Below are 19,626 nucleotides of genomic sequence, written 5' to 3'. Positions count from 1 at the left end.
GGTGGATCTCTTCTCACGCTCGTGGTCGGCGCTGCTCACCGCGGTGGCCGACCTGCCGGACGAGGACTTCGAACGGCCGTCGGGGTGCGCGGGCTGGTCCGTGCGCGACCTCGCCTGCCACCTCGTCATCGACGCCCAGGACGTCCTGATCACCCTGGTCACGCCCGCCGACACCGAACCGACCGCCGACGCGGTCACCTACTGGGAGGTCAGCAACACCCCGCCCGCAGGCGACGACCCGCTCTCCGCGCTCATCCCGCGGCTCGCCGCCGCGTACGGCGAGCCGCGCTGGCTGAAGTTCCACCTCGACGACGTCGGCTCCGCCGCGGGCCGCGCCGCCGTGCTCGCCGACCCGGCCATGCGGGTGAGCACGCAGGACAAGGTGCTGACCGCGGGCGACTACCTCTCCGCGTACGTGATCGAGTGGACGCTGCACCACCTCGACCTGATCGCGCACCTGCCGGACGCCGCCGACCCGCCCGCCGAGACCCTCGCCGCCGCCCGCGAACTGCTGGAGAAGATCGCCGGGGCCGCGTTCCCCGCGTCGTTCTCGGACGAGGACGCGCTGCTGGTCGGCACCGGCCGCCGCGCGCCGACCGGCGCGGAGCGCGCCGCGCTGCCCGACGTCACGCTCCCGCTCGTCCTGGGCTGACGTCGTGGAACTGCGGGAGCTGCGTGCCTTCGTCGCGGTCGTCGAGGAGGGCGGGCTGTCGGCGGCCGCGCGGCGGCTGCACGTCAGCCAGCCGTCGCTGACCCAGACCGTCAACGCGCTGGAACGCGAGCTCGGCGTCACGCTCCTCACCAGGACGAGCACCGGCGCCACCCCCACCGAGGCGGGCGCCACGCTCGCCACCGAGGCACGGGCCGTGCTCGCCCGCTACGAACAGGCGGTCGCCGCCGTCACCCGGCACGCCGACCGCGCGGGCGGCGGCGTGCTGCGGCTGGGCATCCCGCTCGAACTGCCACCCGACCTGCTCGCCAAGCCGTTCGCGGACCTCGCCCAGGCCTGCCCGGACACCCGGGTCAGCGCCCGCCACCTGTCCACCGCCGCCCAGTTCACGGCGCTGCGGGCCGACGAGCTGGACGTGGGGCTGGTGCGGGAACACCCGGTCGGCCCCGACCTGGACGCGGTGCCCGTGGTGGACGAACCGCTCGGGGTGCTGCTCGCCGCGTCCGTCGTCGGTGAGCGCGCCGGACCGGACGGGGTCCGCCTCGAGGCGCTGGCCGGGCTGGACTGGGTCGGGTTCCCCCGGTCCGGCAGCCCCGCCTGGTTCGACCAGCTCGTCGGCACCATGCGCGGCCACGGCCTCGAGCTGGGCCCGCCGCCCCCGGAGGACCAGGGCTTTCTGCCCGAGGTGAAGCTCGCCGGCGTCGCGTCGGGCCGCGCGTTCGCGTTCGCGCCACCGAACTGGACCGTGCCGATCCCGTCGCACGTGGTGTGGGTGCCGCTCGTCGGCAACCCGATCGTGCGGCGCACCTGGGCGGTGTGGCAGGCCAGCTCGCGGCGCCGGGACGTGGGCAGGCTCGTCGCCGCGCTCGAGGACTTATGGCGGCCATAGGCGAGCCGTATCGCTGACCCGGATGGATCCGGCGCTCCCGCGGTTGCTCATGTGCGGCAGCGTTTTCCGAAACCATGGAGGGACAGCGAGATGTCTGCGGAACTGTCGGGGGTCACGGCTCTGGTCACCGGTGCGACGAGCGGCATCGGGCGGGCGACCGCGGTGGCGCTCGCGCGGCTGGGCGCGCACGTCGCGGTCAGCGGCCGCGACGAGGAACGCGGCAAGGCGGTGGTCGCCGAGATCACCGAGGCGGGCGGGCGCGCCGACTTCATCGCCGCCGACCTGTCGGCCGAGCACGCCGCCGCCGACCTGGCCGAGCGGGCGGTCGCCACGCTCGGGCGGGTCGACGTGCTCGTCAACAACGCGGGGGTGTTCCCGTTCGGCCCCACCGACCGGACCAGCGAGGCCGACTTCGACTGGGTGTACCGGGTGAACGTGAAGGTGCCGTACTTCCTCGTCGCCCGGCTGGCCCCGGCGATGGCCCGACGCGGGCGCGGCGCGATCGTCAACGTGTCCACGATGGTCGCCGGGTTCGGCATGCCGGGCATGGCGTTGTACGGGTCGAGCAAGGCGGCGCTGGAGCTGCTGACCAAGTCGTGGGCGGCCGAGTTCGGGCCGCGCGGCGTGCGCGTCAACGCCGTCAGCCCCGGCCCGACCCGCACCCCGGGCACGGCGGGCATGGGCGACGACCTGAAGAACCTGGCACTGGGCGGTCCCGCGGGCCGTCCCGCCGCCCCGGAGGAGATCGCCGAGGCCATCGTCTACCTGGTGACGGACCGGTCGAGCTTCGTGCACGGCGCGGTGCTGCCGGTGGACGGCGGCCGGGTCGCCGTCTGAAGCGTCACCGCTTGGTGCGGGCGGTCGGGGTGGCGGTCGTGGGGTCCTCCGGCCACGGGTGCTTCGGGTAGCGGCCACGCAGCTCGGCACGCACCTGCCGGTAGCCCTCCTGCCAGAACGTCGCCAGGTCGCGGGTGATCGCGACCGGGCGGCCCGCGGGGGAGAGCAGGTGCAGCAGCACCGGCACCCGGCCGTCCGCCACCGCCGGGGTGCCGAGCCAGCCGAACGTCTCCTGCAGTTTCACCGGCAGCACCGGGTCGTCCGCCGAGTAGTCGACCCGGATCCGCGCGCCGGACGGGACCTGGATGCGGTCGGGCGCCAGCTCGTCGAGCCTGCCCGCGGCGGGCCAGGGGAGCAGGCGTCGCAGCGCGCCGTGCGTGTCGGCCTTCGCGAGGTCGGCGCGCCGGCGCGCGGCCGCCAGCTCGGGACCGAGCCAGACCGGTGCCGCGGCGAGCAGCGCGTCGTCGTCCACGGCGGGCCACGGGTCGCCGAGCGCGCGGTGCAGCAGCGCGAGCCGCTGCCGCAGGCGCGTCGCGGCTTCCGGCCACCGCAACAGGTCGAGGCCCTCGGTGCGCAGCCCGTCGACGAGCGCGTCCCGCACCCGCTCCGGATCGGGGTCGGGCAGCGGCCGCTCGCGCAGCACGATCGCGCCGAGGCGGCGCACGTGCCGGGCCACCACGTCCCCGCCCGACCAGGCGATCTCGTCCACTTCGGACAGCAGGGCCGGGGCGGCGCGCTCGGCGAGCGCCTGGTCGGCCCGCGCCGCGAGCCGGATCTTCCCCTGCGTGCGGCCCGGTCGCCGGTCCGCGCTCGCGACGGCGAGCCACTCCGCGTCCGGGCCGCCGTCCAGTTCCGCGGCCGTGCCGCCCGCCATGAGGTAGACGTTCGAGCCCGGCGCGCGGCGGCGGGCGAGCCGCTCCGGGTGCGCGAGCGCGACCACCAGCGCCGGGTCGTGTGTCCCGTGTGGACCGTCGGGGACCAGGGCGGCGAGCCTGCGGACCTCGCGCTGCCACCGCTGGTCACCGTCGCCGCGCAGCCGCCGCAGCGTGTCCTCGACGGACGTGCCGGTGGCGAGCGTGTCGTCGTCGAGGAGCGCCACGACCTCCGCGGCGGCCGTCGCGCCGACCGCCTCCGCCCCGTCCAGCAGCGCCCGCGCGAGGCGCGGGTGCAGTCCCACGTCGGCGATCCGCCTGCCGCGTGCCGTGACCTGCCCGTCCGCGTCCAGGGCGCCCAGCGCGGTGAGCACGGCCCGGCCCGCCGCGAGCGCACCCGCCGGTGGCGGGTCCCACCAGTCGAGCGCCGACCCGTCCGGCGTGCCCCAGCAGGCCAGCTCCAGCGCGAGCCGGGTCAGGTCGGCGGTGCGGATCTCCGGTTCCGGGTGCGCGGGGAGCGTGGCGTGCTCGTGCTCGGCCCAGCAGCGGTACACCCGGCCCGGTCCCTCGCGGCCCGCGCGCCCGGCCCGCTGCTCGGCCACCGACAGCGACACCCGGGTCGTGACCAGCCCGGCGAGGCCCCGGCGGTGGTCCATCCTCGGCACCCGCGCCAGCCCGGCGTCCACGACCGCCCGCACACCCGGCACCGTGAGGCTCGACTCGGCGACCGCGGTGGCGAGCACGACCCGGCGGTCCGTGCCCGGCGTCAGCGCGGCGTCCTGCCTGGCGGCGGGCAGCCTGCCGTGCAGCGGCACCGTGTGCACCCCGGACAGCAGCCCGGCCACCCGGTTGATCTCGGCGGCGCCCGGCAGGAACACGAGCACGTCGCCGTCCTGCTCGGACAGTGCGGTGTGGACGGACCGGGCCACGCGCTGCTCGATCCGTTCGCCGCGCGCCGGTGGCGTGTAGGTGACCGTGACCGGGTGGGTGCGGACGTGCGCCTCGACCACCGGTGTGCCGTCGCCGAGCAACGCGGCGACCCGCTCGCCCGCGACCGTCGCCGACGTGGCGAGCAGCCGCAGGTCGGGCCGCAGCCCGGCGCGGGCGTCCAGCAGGAGCGTGAGCAGCAGGTCGGCGTCGAGGTGCCGCTCGTGGATCTCGTCGAGCAGGACGGTCCCGACGTCCTCCAGGGCGGGGTCGTGCTGGAGCCGCCGGACCAGCAGGCCGGTGGTGACGACCTCGATCCTCGTGTCCTTCGAGGTCTTCCGGTCGCCGCGGACCGCGTAGCCGACCGTCTTGCCGACCGGTTCCCCGAGCAGCTGCGCCATCCTGGTGGCGGCGGCCCGCGCGGCCAGCCTGCGTGGCTCGGCGACCACGACCCTGCCGGTCAGCGCCAGCGGCACGACCGTGGTCTTCCCGGTACCGGGCGGCGCGACGAGCACCGCGGCGCCGTGGTCGTCGAGCGCGGCGGTCACGTCGTCGAGGACGGCGTGGATCGGGAGGTCGGGCAGGCGGGCGGGTGGCACGAGCCGAGTCTAGGTATGGTCACGCGGGTGGTTTCCAAGGTGGACGTCGCGGAGGCGGCGGAGCGGTTCGCGGGTGTGATCCCGCCGAGCCCGCTGCAGCGCAACGAACGGCTCTCCCAGCGCCACGACCTGGACGTCTGGCTCAAACGGGAGGATCTGAACGCCGTCCGGTCCTACAAGGGGCGCGGGGCGTTCAACTTCGTCAGCGTGCTCGAGCCTGCGGCCAGGGAGCGCGGCGTGGTGTGCGCGAGCGCGGGCAACCACGCGCAGGGCGTCGCGTTCGCGTGCGCGTCGCTGGGCGTGCACGCCACGGTGTACCTGCCGCGCACGACGCCCCGGCAGAAGCGCGACCGCGTCGCCACACTCGGTGGCAAGCACGTGACGGTCGTGGTCGAGGGCGAGACGTACGACGAGGCGTCGGCAGCGGCGTCGTCCCACGCGACGGCCACCGGGACGACGTTGATCCCGGCGTTCGACGACCCCCGCACCATCGCGGGCCAGGGCACGGTCGTCGCCGAGGTGGTGGCGCAGCTCGGGCGCATGCCGGACACCCTGGTGGTCCCGGTCGGCGGCGGTGGCCTCCTGGCCGGGACGCTGGCGTGGCTGGGCGCCGGTGACCGGGTCATCGGCGCGGAACCGGCGGGCGCGGCGAGCATGGCGCACGCGCTGGCTTCCGGTGGGCCGGTGCCCCTGCCGGAGCTGGACCCGTTCGTGGACGGCGCCGCTGTTCGTCAGGTCGGCACGCACACGTACGCCGTCGCCGCGGAGCACCAGCCAAGGCTGGTGGCGGTGCCGGAGGGGCAGATCTGCGTGGAGATGCTGGACCTCTACCAGTCGGACGGCATCATCAGCGAGCCGGCCGGGGCGTTGGCGTCGGCGGCGCTCGCACTGGTGGAGCTGCCCGCCGGGTCGACCGTCGTGTGTGTGGTGTCGGGCGGGAACAACGACGTCAGCCGGTACGCGGAGATCGTCGAGCGGGCGCTGGTGTTCGAGGGGCGGAAGCACTACTTCCTGGTCGAGTTCCCGCAGGAACCCGGCGCTCTGCGGCGGTTTCTCGACGACGTGCTCGGGCCTGATGACGACATCACGTTGTTCGAGTACGTGAAGCGGAACAACCGGGAGACCGGGCCCGCGCTCGTGGGGATCGAGCTGGGTGCGCCGGAGAACCTCTCGGGCATGTTGAAGCGGATGGAGGCGGCGCCGCATCGGATCGAAAGGGTGCCGCCGGACAGTCCGCTGTTCACGTTCCTGGTGTGAGGGCGTTCTGGGGTTTCGCCGTCCTGGGTGGTCCCCGTCCTGGGTTTGTCCTCGCCGGACGGGCGTCCTGCCGGACGGGCCTCCTCGCCGGAGGGGCTGGTCTCCGGGATGGCAGGCACGCCTCAGGTGTGTGTGGGCTGCGCCCTTTGGGCGGGCTATGCCCGCTTTCGCGGGCCGGGCGCGCAGCGCCCGCGCCTGCCTCCCGCTGTCCTGAAAGGTGCGTTCAGGACAGCGGTCGGGTTCCGTGGCGGGTCGCCTCAGCCTCGGGTCAGTCCCTTGTGGAGGGCGGCCGCGAACTCGGCCGGGCGCTCGATGTGGGGGCTGTGCCCCGTGTCCGGGAAGACGATCTCCTCGTACGTGCCGCCCGCCTCCGCGTACCGGTCCAGCACCGCCCGTGTCTGGGCGATCATCGGTTGCGGGGGATGGGTTTCCGCGCCCGGCCAGCCCGGGATCGCGCCCAGCTGGCCCAGGTACGCGAGGTCGAACATGGACGTGTCCGACACGATCTGGTCGTCCGCGCCGCGCAGCCACAGGATCGGGGGTTTCGGGTCGACCGTGTGGAGGTCGTCGATGCGGAAGTGGTTCGGGGCCATGGTGTTCAGGACGCCGCGCGGGCCCGGGGCGGCGCCCGGCCACACGTCCGACGGGACCGTGTCGCCCGGGTAGTTGTCCTCGCCCGTTCTCGTGGTGAGCATCGACTCCACGAACTCGTCCTCGTCCGTCATCGAGAACGGGGGCTTCACGTAGAACGTCCGCATCACCGTTCTGGGGGACATCGGTTCCGCGCCGCGGTCGCCGCTCGCCAGGCGTTGCACGAAGTCCGGGTTGGCGCCGCCCGCTCCGGCGCCCGCGCCGTCCGGGGAGATCAGGGTGCCGTCGACGTCGGTGGTGCCGCCGAAGCCGTACGGGGACACCGGGTTCACCAGGGTGAGCGTCCGGACCTGGGCCGGGTGGTCGCGCAATATGTGCAGCACCACGCCGCCGCCCATGCTCCAGCCCACGTAGTGCGCAGGACCGAGGTCGAGCGACAGCACGTCGTCTGCGTAGTCGCGCAGGCCCCGGGTCGCGTCCACCGGCAGCGGGTCCGAGCCGCCGAAGCCGCGCAGGTCCACCGCCAGCGGACGGTAACCCGCGGGCAGGTCCAGCATCTGCCGCTGCCAGAACAGGCTCGACGACACGTTGCCGTGCACGAACACCACCGGGTCGCCCTCGTCGCGGCCCGCCACCGACAGGACCTGTGCCGTGAGGCGCGGGGTGGTCACCCTGGTCGCCGTGATTCCGTCCAACATTTCCTTGTTCTCCTAGGCCAGCCAGCTCACGACCTGCGACATCGACGACGTCGCCCAGCCGAGCTGGAGGTGGTTCACGGTCGAGACCAGCGCGGTGCCGCCCACGTTCGCGACACCCACGGTGGACAGCGCGCTCGCGACGAACACGATGCCGTCGCTCGGGCCGCGCGTCTCGTTCCACACGCCGACGATGTTCGGGGCGCCGCCCGCCAGCAGGTACACCGACACCGACGACGGGGTGCCCGCGTTCTGGATCGTCGAGATCAGCGAACCGGCGTTGATCGCCGCCTGGATGCCCGGGCCCTCCGTGTAGAAGCCCTGGCCGCCGTAGTACGTCGTGTACCAGTCCTGCGCGGACGTGTTCACGCCGAACGTGCCGTCCCACCGCGCCAGCATCTGCCGCTGCCCCGGGTAGGCGTCCCAGCCGCCCGCCGGCGTGATCGACAGCTCCGGGTGGTAGGTGTACTGGCCGTAGCAGGTCATCCTGGTGTGCGGGGACGGCGCGTTGATCGCGCCGCCGCACTCCGGCCAGATCGAGAAGTCGTGCGCCCAGCCGTGCGCGAACGGGTAGTCGTAGCCGCCGTTCGGGCCGCCCAGCGTGATCAGCTTCCGCACGTCGCCCGCGTAGTTGCGGCCCCACGACGGCTTCACCGACGACACGTACATCCGCGACGACATCATGCCCTTGCTCCACCCGACGACGTCCACCTTGGACACCCCGAGCCGGGACTTGATGACCGCGATCGCGTCGCCGACCTGCTGCGCCTGCTGCCGGTTGTCGCCCTGCTTGTGCGCGAAGCCGATCGCGAACACCTTGTAGCCACGCGAGTCCAGGTACTGCATGAGACCGGTCGACGGGCAGCTCGCCGAGCCGCAGCCGAAGCCGCCGGACTCGTTCGGGTTCGCCCACGCGCGGTCCGGGTTGTCGTTCGCGCCGTGCACCAGCAGCACCGGCGTGGCCTTCGTGCCGGTCTGCCAGTGCGGCGCCGAGTACAGCAGGAACCGCGACGACGACGGCCGCGCCACGTTCCCGAAGAACGTCTTGCGCTGGCCGTCCTGGTCACCCCGGCCGTCCGGCGGGTACTGCTCGTCGACGAAACCGGCCGTGGTGTCGCGGTAGCGGTCGACCTTGGCCCACCCGTTCGCGACGGACGTGTAGGTGGCCTCGAGCGTCAGGTACGCCGGGTCGGCGGCGGCCGGGGTGACCGGCACGAGCAACCCGAGCGCCAGTAACGCCACGGCGAGAACGCGTCTCAAGATGACTCCTCAGGACAGTGCGGCGGCCACGGCACGCGCGCCGTCCTCGCCGAGCAGGATCGTGTAGTGGTTGGTGCCGGGCACGGTCGTGACCTTCAGGCCGATCGTGTCCGGGTCGGGGTAGAGCGCGGTCGGCTCGTCGAACATGCCCCGCTCCGCCCGCAGGAAGACCGTGTCCGACGGCAGCGCCTCGTAAGCCGCACGCGGGTCCGCGCCCGTGTGCAGGTCGATGAAGTCGGCGCGGACCGCGTCCCCGTCGACCTTGCTGTGCAACTCGGGCGCGGTGCCGGTCAGGTCGTAGTCCACATAGGACTCGATGTGCGGGTTCCAGTCCGCGAACGACGGGTGCCGCCGCCAGAAGTCCCGGTACTCCCCGGGGGAGGCGAACCGCATGGACAGCCGCGCGACCGCCGGGCCGAGCGCGGTCTCGATGTCGGACCGCGTCGGCGGGAGCGGCGCGCCGCCGTCGACCAGGACGAGCCGTGCCACGCGCTCCGGGTGGCGGTGCGCGAGCACCGACGCGACGAACCCGCCCATCGAGTGCCCGACCACGACCGCCTGCTCGATCCCGAGCGCGTCCAGCACGGCGACGCAGTCCTCGGCGTGGGCGGCCATCCCGTACGGCCCCGGCAGCGACCCGCTGCCACCGCGGCCACGCAGGTCGGGTGCCACGACCGGGCCCGCCACCAGCGGCGCGACCATGCCCCACGCCAGGTGGTTGGCCGTGATGCCGTGGATCGCGAGCACGGGCGTCGAGTCCCCGGGCCACCGGCCGACCGTCAGCTCGCCCCCGGGCACGGGAACGTGGGACACCCCGGACGTCACTGTCATGCCACGTACCCTCGCCCGCGCGCACCCGCCGGTCAACGTGGGGGGTCGCCATCCCGTGGTGAACGCACATGTGGCCGCCCCACACGCCCGACCGGCCGAGTATGGATGCGCCAAACGTGGAACCCCGTCGCATGGGCGTCGTAGCGTCACCATCCATGACACCTGGGGATCTGACCGGACGGCGAGCGCTGGTGACCGGTGCGGCCAGTGGGATCGGGCGGGCGTGCGCGGCACGGCTGGTGGCGGCGGGCGCGAAGGTGGTGGCCGCCGACCGGGACGCGGACGCGCTGGCCGCGCTCGACCTCGACGTGGAACCGGTGGTCGTGGACCTCGCCGACCTGGACGCGGTCGACCGGCTCGACCTGGCCGTGGACATCCTGGTCAACAACGCGGGGCTGCAGCACGTCGCGCCGATCGAGGAGTTCCCGCCGGAGCGGTTCTCCTACCTGTTGCGGGTGATGCTGGAGGCGCCGTTCCGGCTCGTCCGTGGTGCCCTGCCACACATGTACGAGCGGAACTGGGGCCGGGTGATCACGATCTCCAGCGTGCACGGGCTCGTCGCGTCGCCGTACAAGTCGGCGTACGTCGCGGCGAAGCACGGCGTGGAGGGCCTGTCGAAGGTGATCGCGATGGAGGGCGCCGCGCACGGCGTCACCTCGAACTGCGTGAACCCGGCCTACGTCCGGACGCCGCTGGTCACGGGGCAGATCGCCGCCCAGGCGAAGAACCTCGGCATCCCCGAGGAGCGGGTGATCGACGAGGTCATGCTGGAACCGGCGGCGGTGCGGCGGCTGATCGAGCCGGAGGAGGTCGCCGAGCTGGTGGCCTACCTGTGCTCGGACGCGGCGTCGGCCATCACGGGCGCGTCGATGAAGATCGACGGCGGGTGGACCGCGCACTGAGCGCCATGTAGGAAAGTGACACAACCCTGGCGCACCTTGTGGACCCTTGAGCCATGTTGCTCCGACCGGACCAGTCTCTAGGGTCTGCGGGGTGACCGACGCCACATCGTTGTTGCGTACTCGGGGGCTCGTGCGCGAGTTCAGCGGGTTCACCGCCGTGAACGGGGTGGACCTCGACATCGAAGCCGGGACCGTGCACGCGCTCGTCGGACCGAACGGTGCCGGGAAGACCACGCTGTTCAACCTGCTCACCGGGTTCCTCAAGCCGACCGGCGGGCGGATCGAGCTGGACGGCCAGGACGTCACCGGGCTGCGGCCGGAGCGGATCGCGCAGCGCGGGGTCGCCAGGTCGTTCCAGATCACGAGCCTGTTCGAGGAGCTGACGCTCGTCGAGCACGTCGAGCTGGCGCTGCAGGGCCGCGACGGCCGCGGCTACCGGTTCTGGCGGTCCGACAAGGCGTTGCGGGCCTACCGCGCGGAGACCGACGACCTCCTCGCGCAGGTCGGGCTCACCGCACACGCCCACAAGCCGGCGGGCAGCCTCGCCTACGGGCAGAAGCGGGCGCTCGAACTGGCGCTGGCGCTCGCGCTGTCGCCCCGGCTGCTGCTGCTCGACGAGCCGACGGCAGGCATGGGCGTCGAGGACGTGGCACGCACGGTCGAGCTGATCCGGCGCGTCCGTGCGGACCGCACGATCGTGCTGGTGGAGCACAACATGAAGGTCGTCGGCGACCTCACCGACCGGGTGACGGTGCTGCAGTTCGGCAAGGTCCTGGCCGAAGGGCCGTACGAGGAGGTCCGCAACGACCCCCGCGTGATCACCGCCTACCTGGGGGAGAACGTTGCTCAGCATTGACGGCCTCACCGCCGCGTACGGCGAGGCGCAGGTCCTGCAGGGAGTCTCCCTCGACGTCGGTGAGGGGCAGGTGGTCACGCTCGTCGGCCGCAACGGCGCGGGCAAGACCACGCTCCTGCGGTGTCTCATGGGACTGCACAAACCCACGTCCGGCCGGATCGAACTGGACGGGCGGGACATCACCCGGCTGCCGCCGCACAAGCGGTGCGCGCTCGGCCTCGGGTACGTGCCCGACGACCGCGGCATCTACTCGAGCCTCACGGTCGAGGAGAACCTGACGCTGCCGCCGAAGGTCGGGCCGGACGCCTGGTCGCTGGCGCAGGTCTACGACACGTTCCCGGTGCTCAAAGAACGCAGGAAGCAGGCGGGCACGCACCTGTCCGGTGGTGAGCAGCAGATGCTGTCGGTCGCGCGGGTGCTGCGCATGGGCGCGCGGCTCCTGCTCGCCGACGAGCCGACGGAAGGACTCGCACCCCTGCTGGTGCGACAGATCGGCGAGATCATCCGCACGGTCAAGGCGCACGGCGTCACCGTGCTGCTGATCGAGCAGAACATCCACTTCGCGGCCACCGTGGCCGACCGGCACCACCTCATCGCGCAGGGACGCGTCGTCGAGTCGCTCGACAACGCGGAGGTGGCCGCCCGCGAGCACGAGCTGCTCGAGTACCTCGGCATCTGAACAGAAGGAGAAGTGTCAATGGCGACCAGGCTCAAGGCGGCGGCGACGGTGGTCGCGGTCGGCGCGATCGTCGCCGCGTGCGGCGGTGGCCCGCAGAGCGGCGGCGGCAAGATCAGCGGGGACGCGATCAAGCTCGGCGTCATCACCGACCTGTCCGGCGTCTACTCCGAGCTGGCCGGGAAGAACGCCGTCGAGGCGGTGCGGATGGCGGTGGACGACTTCAAGGCGCGGCACAAGGACGACGCCGTGGCGGAGAAGATCGAGGTCAGCGAGGCCGACCACCAGAACAAGCCGGAGATCGCGAACACCGCGGCCCGCGAGATGTACGACCGCGACGGCGTCGACGCGATCTTCGACGTGCCGACGTCGTCGGCCGCGCTCGCCATCGCCACCGTGGCCGGGCAGCAGAAGAAGATGTACTTCAACATCGGCGCCGCCACCACGGAACTGACCGGCGGGCAGTGCAACCCCTACACGTACCACTACGCCTACGACACCTACATGCTGGCGCACGGCACCGGCACGACGGTGACCGAGCAGGGCGCGAAGAACTGGTACATCATCTACCCGGACTACGCGTTCGGGCAGGACATGAACAAGAGCTTCACCGCGGCCATCGAGGGCGCGGGCGGCAAGGTCGCGGTCGCGGACCCGACCCCGTTCCCGAACGACAACTTCGCCACGTTCATGACCAAGGCGCCGAACCTGAACCCGAAGCCGGACGTGCTCGGCACCATGCAAGCCGGCGGTGACCTGGTGAACGTGGTCAAGCAGTACAACGAGTTCGGCCTCAAGGACAAGGGCGTCGGCCTCGCGGTGGGCCTGATGTTCGACACCGACATCGCGTCGATCGGCGTGGAGTCGCTCGCGGGCACGCTGTACACGACGGCGTGGTTCTGGAACATGGACGACAAGAGCCGCGAGTGGGCGGACAAGTTCTCCGAGCGCACCGGGAAGCGGCCGACGTTCGACCACGCCGCCAACTACTCGGCCGCCACGCAGTACCTGGAGGCCGTGCAGCGCGCCGGCACCGACGACGCGGACGCCGTGCGCGAGGAGCTGGACGGCACCGAGTTCGACGACTTCTTCGCTCGCAACGCCAAGATCCGCGCCGAGGACCACCGCGTCGTGCACGACGCGTACCTGGTGCAGGTGAAGGAGCCGGACCAGGTGAAGGAGGACTTCGACTTCACCGAGATGGTCAAGACGATCCCCGCGGACGAGGCGTTCCGGGAGCCGACCGGCTGCGACATGGGCTGATAGCGATGGAATTGGTCCAGCAGCTCTTCAACGGGCTCGTCAGCGGCAGCTTCTACGCGTTGCTCGCGCTCGGGCTGTCGGTGATCTTCGGCATGCTCGGCGTGGTCAACTTCGCGCACGGCGCGTTCTACATGCTCGGCGCGGTCGGCGCGTTCGTGCTGCTGGACACCGTCGGGTTGTCGTGGTGGCTCGCGCTGCTCGTGGTGCCGGTGGTGCTCGGGCTCGTCGGCATGGTCCTCGAACGGCTGCTGGTCGCGCACCTGGTGCGGCTCGACCCGCTGTACAACTTCCTGCTCACGTTCGGGATCGCGCTGATCCTGCAGGACGTGGTGCGGCTGCGCTACGGCGTGCAGTCGCAGCCGTACTCGCGGCCGGAGCTGCTGGACGGGTCCGTGAACCTCGGGTTGTTCGACTACCCGAAGTACCAGGTGTTCGTGTTCGTGTTCTCGATCGTGGTGTCGGTGCTGGTGTGGCTGGTGCTGACGAAGACGCGGGTCGGCGTGATCGTGCGGGCGTCGACCGAGCGGCCGGAGCTGACCAGGGCACTGGGCATCGACGTGCGGCGGTGGGTCACCCCGGTGTTCGGGTTCGGCATCGCGCTGGCCGGGCTCGCCGGGGTGCTCGCCGCACCCATGCGGGCGGTGAACTCCGGCATGGGCGCCGACCTCATCATCGTGATCTTCGCGGTGGTGGTCATCGGCGGGCTGGGTTCGGTGTTCGGTTCGGTGGCCGCGGGCTACCTCGTCGGCATGCTGTCCGCGGTCGGCAACCTCTACATCCCGGCGTTCTCCCAGAGCCTGGTGTTCGTGCTGATGGCGCTGGTGCTGTTGCTGCGGCCCGCCGGGTTGTTCGGTCGTGAGGAAGGCGTGCGCGCATGATCATCTCCAGGCTGGCCGCGGGCCGTTCGCCGTGGGTGCGCCTCGCTTTGCTCGTGATCGGGCTGGTGCTGGCGTTCGGGCTGCCGTGGATGATCTACCCGCCGGTGGCGCTGGACATCGCGGCGTGGGCGCTGTTCGCGGTGGCGCTGGACCTGCTGCTGGGCTACACGGGGTTGTTGTCGTTCGGCCACGCGGCGTTCTGGGGCTCGTCGGCGTACGCGACGGGCATCATCGCGATCGAGACCGGGCTGCCGTTCTACGTGGCGGTGCTCGGCGGGGCGGTCGTGGCGGCGTTGATCGCCGTGCCGATCGCACTGCTCTCCGTGCGCCGCACGGGGATCTACTTCGCGATGGTGACGCTGGCGTTCGCCCAGCTCATCTACTTCGTCGCGAACCAGTGGCGCTCGGTCACCGGCGGCGAGAACGGGCTCCAGGGCATCCCGCGCGAGGCGTTCGGGTGGGACCTGGCGGACTCGTTCTACTTCTACTACGCCGCGCTGCCGCTGCTGCTCGCGGGCCTGTTCGTCGCGTGGCGGGTGGTGTACTCGCCGTTCGGCCGCGTGATGGTGGCGATCCGGGAGAACCCGGCACGCGCCAGGGCGCTGGGCTATCCGGTGAACCGGTACAAGGTGCAGGTGTTCGTGATCTCCGCGTTCCTGGCGGGCATCGCCGGTGGCGTGTACGCGATCGGGCACGGGTTCGCGTCGCTGCAGGAGGTGTACTGGACGACGTCGGGCAAGGTCGTGGTGATGAACATCCTCGGCGGCATGGGGACCCTGTGGGGACCGGTGCTCGGCGCGGGGATCATCGTGGTGCTGGAGGACTACCTGGCGACCGCCGGCATCGACGCGATCGGTGTCGTCACGGGCGCCATCTTCGTGGTGACCGTGCTCGTGTTCCGGCGTGGCATCTGGGGCACGGCACGGCACCTGCTCCGGTCACGCACGCGCCACCAGCCGGAGACCGGCCCGCCGACCGAGGTGGCGAAGGAACCGGCCGACGCCCAGGGGAGAACAGTGTCCTGAAAGGCGCGTTCAGGTCATTGGACGACATGAACGCGCCTGTCAGGAGGCCACCGGGCCGGGCGTGCCCGCCGCGGCCGGGGCACGGCGACGGAACCGTGGCGGTGGACTACGTGACCGGTTGTCGCCGGACGATCAGTCGCTGCAGGGCGATGAACGCGAGCAGGAGCACGCCGATCACGATCTTGGTCCACCACGACGACAGGGTGCCCTCGAACGAGATGAGCGTCTGCACCGTGCCCAGGACCAGCACGCCGAACACGGAACCCACCACGTACCCGACGCCGCCCGCGAGCAGCGTCCCGCCCACGACCACGGCGGCGATCGCGTCCAGTTCGAGGCCCACCGCGTGCAGGCTGTAGCCCGACAGCATGTAGAAGCTGAACAGCAACCCGCCGAGCGCGGAGCAGAAGCCGCTGATCACGTACACGCCCACCTTGACCCGCGCGGTGCGCAGACCCATGAGCGTCGCCGACGACTCGTTGCCGCCCACCGCGTACACGGTCCGGCCGAAGCGGGTCAGGTGCAGCACGTACGCGGCCGCCGCCACCACGACCAGCGCGATCACCACGCTGTAGGTGATGCTGACCTCGCCCATGGGGATGGACGCCGTCGCGATGTCGTAGAACCGCGCCTCCTTGATGGAGATCGACTCCACGCTGATCACGAAACAGAGGCCGCGGGCGAGGAACATCCCGGCGAGCGTCGCGATGAACGGTTGCACGCCGAACCGCTGGATCATCACGCCCATGCCGAGGCCCAGCACGGACCCGGTCGCCAGCACGGCGATGACCACCAGCCACGCCGGCCAGCCCGCGCGCAGCGTGGCGGCGGCGATCATCGTCGACAGCGCCACGACCGAACCCACCGACAGGTCGATGCCGCCGGTGAGGATCACGAACGTCATCCCGACGGCCACCACGATCAGGTGGGCGTTGTCGATGAACAGGTTCGCGACCACCTGGCCCGACGCGAACCCGTCGTAGCGGATCGAGCCCGCGCCGAAGGTCAGCACGAAAACCACGAACGTCGCGATCACCGGCAGGAACCGGGACGGCACCCGCGTCGTGACCGGCACGCGCTGCCGGGCCGGGGGAGCGAGCGGGGGCGCGGTCATGCGGCACCTGCCTTCTGCGGGACCGGGACGCGCAGCGTGCCGGTGAGCTTCGGTGCCTGCAGCAGGCACACCACGATCACGACCGCGGCCTTGAACACGAGCGTCGTCTCCGGCGGCACGCCGATCGTGTACACGGTCGTGGTGAGCGTCTGGATGACGAGCGCGCCGACCAGCGTGCCCGTCAGCGAGTACCGGCCGCCCGCGAGCGACGTGCCGCCGATGACCACCGCGAGGATCGCGTCCATCTCGATCCACAGCCCGGCGTTGTTGGCGTCGGCCGCGTTCACGTTCGACGCGATCATCAGCCCGGCCACGCACGAGCACAGCGCGGAGAACACGTAGACGGTCCAGATGATCGTGCGGGACCGCACCCCGGCGAGCCTGCTGGCCTCCGGGTTCACGCCGACCGCCTCGATCAGCATGCCGAGCGCGGTCCGCCTCGTCATCAGCGCCACCCCGGCGAGCACGGCGAGGCTGATCAGGATCGCGATCGGCAGCACCAGGAACCCGGCGCCGACCTTCGCGAACACGTCGTTGTTGACGGTGACGATCTGGCCCTCGGTCATGAGCATCGCCATGCCGCGGCCCGCGGTCATCAGCACGAGCGTCGCGATGATCGGCTGGATGCCGAGCACGGACACCAGGAAACCGTTCCACAGCCCCAGGACCGCGCACAGCCCGAGCGCGAGCGCCATCCCGCCGACCGCGTCGCCGGTCGACGCGATGTGCGTGCACGTCACCGCGCCCGCGATGGCCGCGACCGCGCCGACGGACAGGTCGATGCCCCGCGTCGCGATCACCAGCGTCATGCCGAGCGCGATCAGCAGCGTCGGCGCGCCGTTGCGGAGGATGTCGACGAGGCTGCCGTACAGGTGCCCGTCCTGGAACCGCAGCGCGAAGAACGTCGGCGTGAACACGAGGTTCAGCAACAGCAGTGCCACCAGGGCGACCAGCGGCCACAGCAGGCTCTTCCTCATGTGTGCACCACCTTCTCCGCCTCGGCCGCGATGAGCGCGAGCACGTCGTCCACGTTGACCTCGGCGCCGGTCAGCTCGCCGATCTTGTGCCGGTCCCGCAGCACGACCACCCGGTCGGACACGCGGACCACCTCCTCCAGCTCGGCGGAGATGAACACCACCGCCATGCCCTCGGCCGCGAGGTCGGCGACCACCTTCTGGATCTGGGCCTTCGCGCCGACGTCGATGCCGCGCGTCGGCTCGTCGAGGATCAGCAGGCGGGGCCGCGTCACCAGCCACCGCGCGAGCAGCACCTTCTGCTGGTTGCCGCCGGACAGCGTGCCGACGATCGCGTCCGCGTTCGCTGGCCGGATGTCCAGCGCCTCGACGTACCTGTCGACCAGCTCGTCGGCCGTGCGGCGGGACACCTGCCGCGCCCACCCGCGTGCCGCCTGCATGGCGAGGATCAGGTTGTCGCGCACGGTCAGGTCCGCGACCAGGCCCTCGGCCTTGCGGTCCTCCGAGGTGAACGCGATGCCCTGCGCGATCGCCGAGCGGGGACCGCGCAGCCGCAACGGTTTCCCGTCGAAGTACACCTGGCCCGAGTCGGCGCGGTCGGCGCCGAACAGCAGCCGCGCCAGCTCGGTGCGGCCCGAGCCGAGCAGCCCGGCCACGCCGACCACCTCGCCGTGGTGCAGCTCCAGGTCGAACGGCGCGATCGACCCGGTGCGGCCGAGGTTCTCGGCCCGCAGCAGGGGAGTGGCGGACGGGACGCGCCGCTCGCTGCGCCGTTCCACCTCGTCGAGCACGCTCAGGTCGCGGCCGATCATGGCGCGCACCAGCTCGAGCCTGCCGACCTCGGCCGTCGCGTACTCGCCGACGACCTTCCCGTTGCGCAGCACGGTCATCCGGTCGGAGATCTCGTAGACCTGGTCGAGGAAGTGCGACACGAACAGGATCGCCACGCCCTCGTCCCGCAGCACCCGCACGATCCGGAACAGCTCGGCGACCTCACCGGCGTCGAGACTGGACGTCGGCTCGTCGAGGATCAGCACCCGCGCGTCCACGGCGACCGCGCGGGCGATCGCCACGAGCTGCTGCACCGCGATCGGGTGCGACCCGAGCGCGGAGCCCGGGTCGATGTGCAGACCGATGCGGGACAACAACTCCCGCGCGCGTGCCCGCATGGCACGGCCGTCGATCGCACCGAACCGGCGCGGCTCCCGGCCCAGCAGGATGTTCTCCGCGACCGACAGGTTCACGCACAGGTTCACCTCCTGGTACACGGTGCTGATCCCGGCGTCCTGCGCCTGCGCCGGCCCGTGGAAGGACACCGGGACGCCGGCGAGACGGATCTCGCCGGCGTCGGTGGCGTGCACCCCCGTGAGCGCCTTGATGAGGGTCGACTTCCCGGCCCCGTTCTCGCCGAGGAGCGCGTGCACCTCGCCGGGCAGGAGCCGGAAGTCGACCTCGTCGAGGGCCTTCACCCCGGGGAAGGTGACGGTGATGCCCTGCAGTTCAACCAGTGGAGCTGTGTCCATGACTCAGTACTTGCGGTCCGGCAGCGCGGCCTTGGCCTGCTCCTGCGTGAACGTGGTCTCCTCGGTGACCACGCGCTGCGGGACCTCCTCGCCCGCGACGACCTTCTTCGCCAGGTCCATCAGCTGCGGTCCGAGGAGCGGGTTGCACTCGACGATGAAGTTGATCTCGCCGTTCGCGAGCGCGGTCATGCCGTCCTTCACCGCGTCCACCGTGATGATCTTGATGTCGACACCGGGCTTCTTGCCCGCCGCCTTGATCGCCTCGATGGCGCCGAGGCCCATGTCGTCGTTGTGTGCGTAGACGACGTCGATGTCCGGCTGGGACTTGAGGAACGCCTCCATCACCTGCTTGCCGCCGGACCGCGTGAAGTCACCGGTCTGCGAGGCGACGACCTTGATGTCCGGCCGGGCCTTGATCTCCTCGGCGAACCCCTCCTTGCGGTCGATCGCGGGCGCCGCGCCGGTCGTGCCCTGCAGCTCGACCACGTTCACCGGGCCGGTGGTGTTCTCCACGAGCCACTTGCCCGCCTTCTTGCCCTCCTCGATGAAGTCCGAGCCGAGGAAGGTCTTGTAGAGCGACGTGTCGTCCGAGTCGATGGCGCGGTCGGTGAGGATCACCGGGATCTTCGCCCGCTTCGCCTCGAGCAGGACGGTGTCCCAACCGGTCTCCACCACCGGGCTGAAGGCGATCACGTCCACCTTCTGCTGGATGTAGGACCGGATCGCCTTGATCTGGTTCTCCTGCTTCTGCTGCGCGTCGGAGAACTTCAACTCGATCCCGGCCGACTTCGCCGACTCCTGGATCGACTTCGTGTTCGCCGTCCGCCAGCCGCTCTCCGCGCCGACCTGGGCGAACCCCATGGTGATCGTGCCGTCGTTGCCGCCGCTCGCACCGCTGCCGCCGCTGCCGCACGCGGTCATGGCCGCCAGCAGGACCGCGGCCAGCGCGGTCGTGATCGTCTTGCGCACTGCACTTCCTCCGTTGGA

General features: G+C 71.7%; 18 protein-coding genes. 10 read left to right on the top strand and 8 right to left on the bottom strand.

The genetic code is table 11. The features are described 5' to 3' along the window. Window position 1 precedes the first annotated feature (1 nt). The 3 genes from ACYQ77_RS27935 (at window position 2) to ACYQ77_RS27925 (ending at window position 2,396) form a co-directional block, all read left to right on the top strand. Window positions 2-652, top strand: coding sequence for a maleylpyruvate isomerase N-terminal domain-containing protein (locus ACYQ77_RS27935; protein ID WP_459716406.1), 651 nt, complete (start codon window positions 2-4; stop codon window positions 650-652). A 4-nt stretch (window positions 653-656) separates the two neighbouring features. Further along, window positions 657-1,559: a LysR family transcriptional regulator gene (locus tag ACYQ77_RS27930; protein ID WP_459716404.1), complete on the top strand. Its 903-nt coding sequence runs from the start codon at window positions 657-659 to the stop codon at window positions 1,557-1,559. Between the two features lie 90 nt (window positions 1,560-1,649). Next, on the top strand, window positions 1,650-2,396 hold the full coding sequence (locus ACYQ77_RS27925) for an SDR family NAD(P)-dependent oxidoreductase (RefSeq protein ID WP_459716402.1): 747 nt from the start codon (window positions 1,650-1,652) through the stop codon (window positions 2,394-2,396). A 4-nt stretch (window positions 2,397-2,400) separates the two neighbouring features. Here ACYQ77_RS27925 and hrpB read toward each other — a convergent pair whose 3' ends face one another. Beyond that, window positions 2,401-4,794 (bottom strand): ATP-dependent helicase HrpB, encoded by a 2,394-nt coding sequence (gene hrpB, locus ACYQ77_RS27920; RefSeq protein WP_459716401.1) that lies wholly within the window; start codon window positions 4,792-4,794, stop codon window positions 2,401-2,403. A 27-nt stretch (window positions 4,795-4,821) separates the two neighbouring features. Here hrpB and ilvA point away from each other — a divergent pair, with 27 nt between their 5' ends. Next, a complete protein-coding gene (gene ilvA / locus ACYQ77_RS27915) occupies window positions 4,822-6,051 on the top strand; it encodes a threonine ammonia-lyase IlvA (RefSeq protein ID WP_459716399.1) in 1,230 nt (409 codons plus the stop codon). Window positions 6,052-6,308: 257 nt separating this feature from the next. On the opposite strand, the gene ACYQ77_RS27910 is transcribed toward ilvA, so the two are convergent. Genes ACYQ77_RS27910 through ACYQ77_RS27900 form a run of 3 tightly spaced genes read right to left on the bottom strand, consistent with a single transcriptional unit; the run spans window position 6,309 to window position 9,428 of the window. Then, window positions 6,309-7,340, bottom strand: coding sequence for an alpha/beta hydrolase (locus ACYQ77_RS27910; RefSeq protein ID WP_459716398.1), 1,032 nt, complete (start codon window positions 7,338-7,340; stop codon window positions 6,309-6,311). Between the two features lie 12 nt (window positions 7,341-7,352). Continuing rightward, window positions 7,353-8,597 carry an esterase/lipase family protein gene (locus ACYQ77_RS27905; RefSeq protein WP_459716397.1) on the bottom strand — a complete coding sequence of 415 codons (1,245 nt, stop codon included), beginning with the start codon at window positions 8,595-8,597 and terminating at the stop codon, window positions 7,353-7,355. 9 nt (window positions 8,598-8,606) lie between these two features. Next, window positions 8,607-9,428, bottom strand: a complete 822-nt coding sequence (locus tag ACYQ77_RS27900; protein WP_459716395.1) for an alpha/beta fold hydrolase — start codon at window positions 9,426-9,428, stop codon at window positions 8,607-8,609. 155 nt (window positions 9,429-9,583) lie between these two features. On the opposite strand from ACYQ77_RS27900, the gene ACYQ77_RS27895 reads away from it, so the two are divergent. From ACYQ77_RS27895 to ACYQ77_RS27870, 6 genes are all read left to right on the top strand, one after another. Beyond that, entirely contained in the window at window positions 9,584-10,330 is a 747-nt protein-coding gene (locus ACYQ77_RS27895; protein ID WP_459716393.1) for a 3-hydroxybutyrate dehydrogenase, read from the top strand. 91 nt (window positions 10,331-10,421) lie between these two features. Further along, entirely contained in the window at window positions 10,422-11,186 is a 765-nt protein-coding gene (locus ACYQ77_RS27890) for an ABC transporter ATP-binding protein (protein ID WP_459716391.1), read from the top strand. Continuing rightward, window positions 11,173-11,865, top strand: coding sequence for an ABC transporter ATP-binding protein (locus ACYQ77_RS27885; protein ID WP_459716390.1), 693 nt, complete (start codon window positions 11,173-11,175; stop codon window positions 11,863-11,865). Before ACYQ77_RS27890 ends, ACYQ77_RS27885 begins: the two co-directional genes overlap by 14 nt. A gap of 18 nt (window positions 11,866-11,883) precedes the next feature. Then, the gene (locus ACYQ77_RS27880; RefSeq protein ID WP_459716388.1) at window positions 11,884-13,125 is read left to right on the top strand and encodes an ABC transporter substrate-binding protein; all 1,242 of its coding nucleotides are present in this window, start codon (window positions 11,884-11,886) and stop codon (window positions 13,123-13,125) included. Between the two features lie 5 nt (window positions 13,126-13,130). Then, window positions 13,131-14,003, top strand: a complete 873-nt coding sequence (locus tag ACYQ77_RS27875; protein ID WP_459716386.1) for a branched-chain amino acid ABC transporter permease — start codon at window positions 13,131-13,133, stop codon at window positions 14,001-14,003. Beyond that, window positions 14,000-15,028, top strand: coding sequence for a branched-chain amino acid ABC transporter permease (locus tag ACYQ77_RS27870; RefSeq protein ID WP_459716384.1), 1,029 nt, complete (start codon window positions 14,000-14,002; stop codon window positions 15,026-15,028). Before ACYQ77_RS27875 ends, ACYQ77_RS27870 begins: the two co-directional genes overlap by 4 nt. A gap of 106 nt (window positions 15,029-15,134) precedes the next feature. Here ACYQ77_RS27870 and yjfF read toward each other — a convergent pair whose 3' ends face one another. Genes yjfF through ACYQ77_RS27850 form a run of 4 tightly spaced genes read right to left on the bottom strand, consistent with a single transcriptional unit; the run spans window position 15,135 to window position 19,560 of the window. Further along, window positions 15,135-16,142: a galactofuranose ABC transporter, permease protein YjfF gene (gene yjfF / locus ACYQ77_RS27865; protein WP_459716382.1), complete on the bottom strand. Its 1,008-nt coding sequence runs from the start codon at window positions 16,140-16,142 to the stop codon at window positions 15,135-15,137. Beyond that, window positions 16,139-17,119 carry an ABC transporter permease gene (locus ACYQ77_RS27860; RefSeq protein WP_459716381.1) on the bottom strand — a complete coding sequence of 327 codons (981 nt, stop codon included), beginning with the start codon at window positions 17,117-17,119 and terminating at the stop codon, window positions 16,139-16,141. The genes yjfF and ACYQ77_RS27860 overlap by 4 nt, the downstream gene beginning before the upstream one ends. After that, window positions 17,116-18,639, bottom strand: coding sequence for a sugar ABC transporter ATP-binding protein (locus ACYQ77_RS27855; protein ID WP_459716380.1), 1,524 nt, complete (start codon window positions 18,637-18,639; stop codon window positions 17,116-17,118). The genes ACYQ77_RS27860 and ACYQ77_RS27855 overlap by 4 nt, the downstream gene beginning before the upstream one ends. A 3-nt stretch (window positions 18,640-18,642) precedes the next feature. Next, window positions 18,643-19,560, bottom strand: coding sequence for an ABC transporter substrate-binding protein (locus tag ACYQ77_RS27850; RefSeq protein ID WP_459716474.1), 918 nt, complete (start codon window positions 19,558-19,560; stop codon window positions 18,643-18,645). Between the last annotated feature and the right edge of the window lie 66 nt (window positions 19,561-19,626).

Source organism: Actinophytocola sp. KF-1 (genome assembly GCF_054661535.1).
This window is presented reverse-complemented; position numbering and strand designations above follow the sequence as displayed.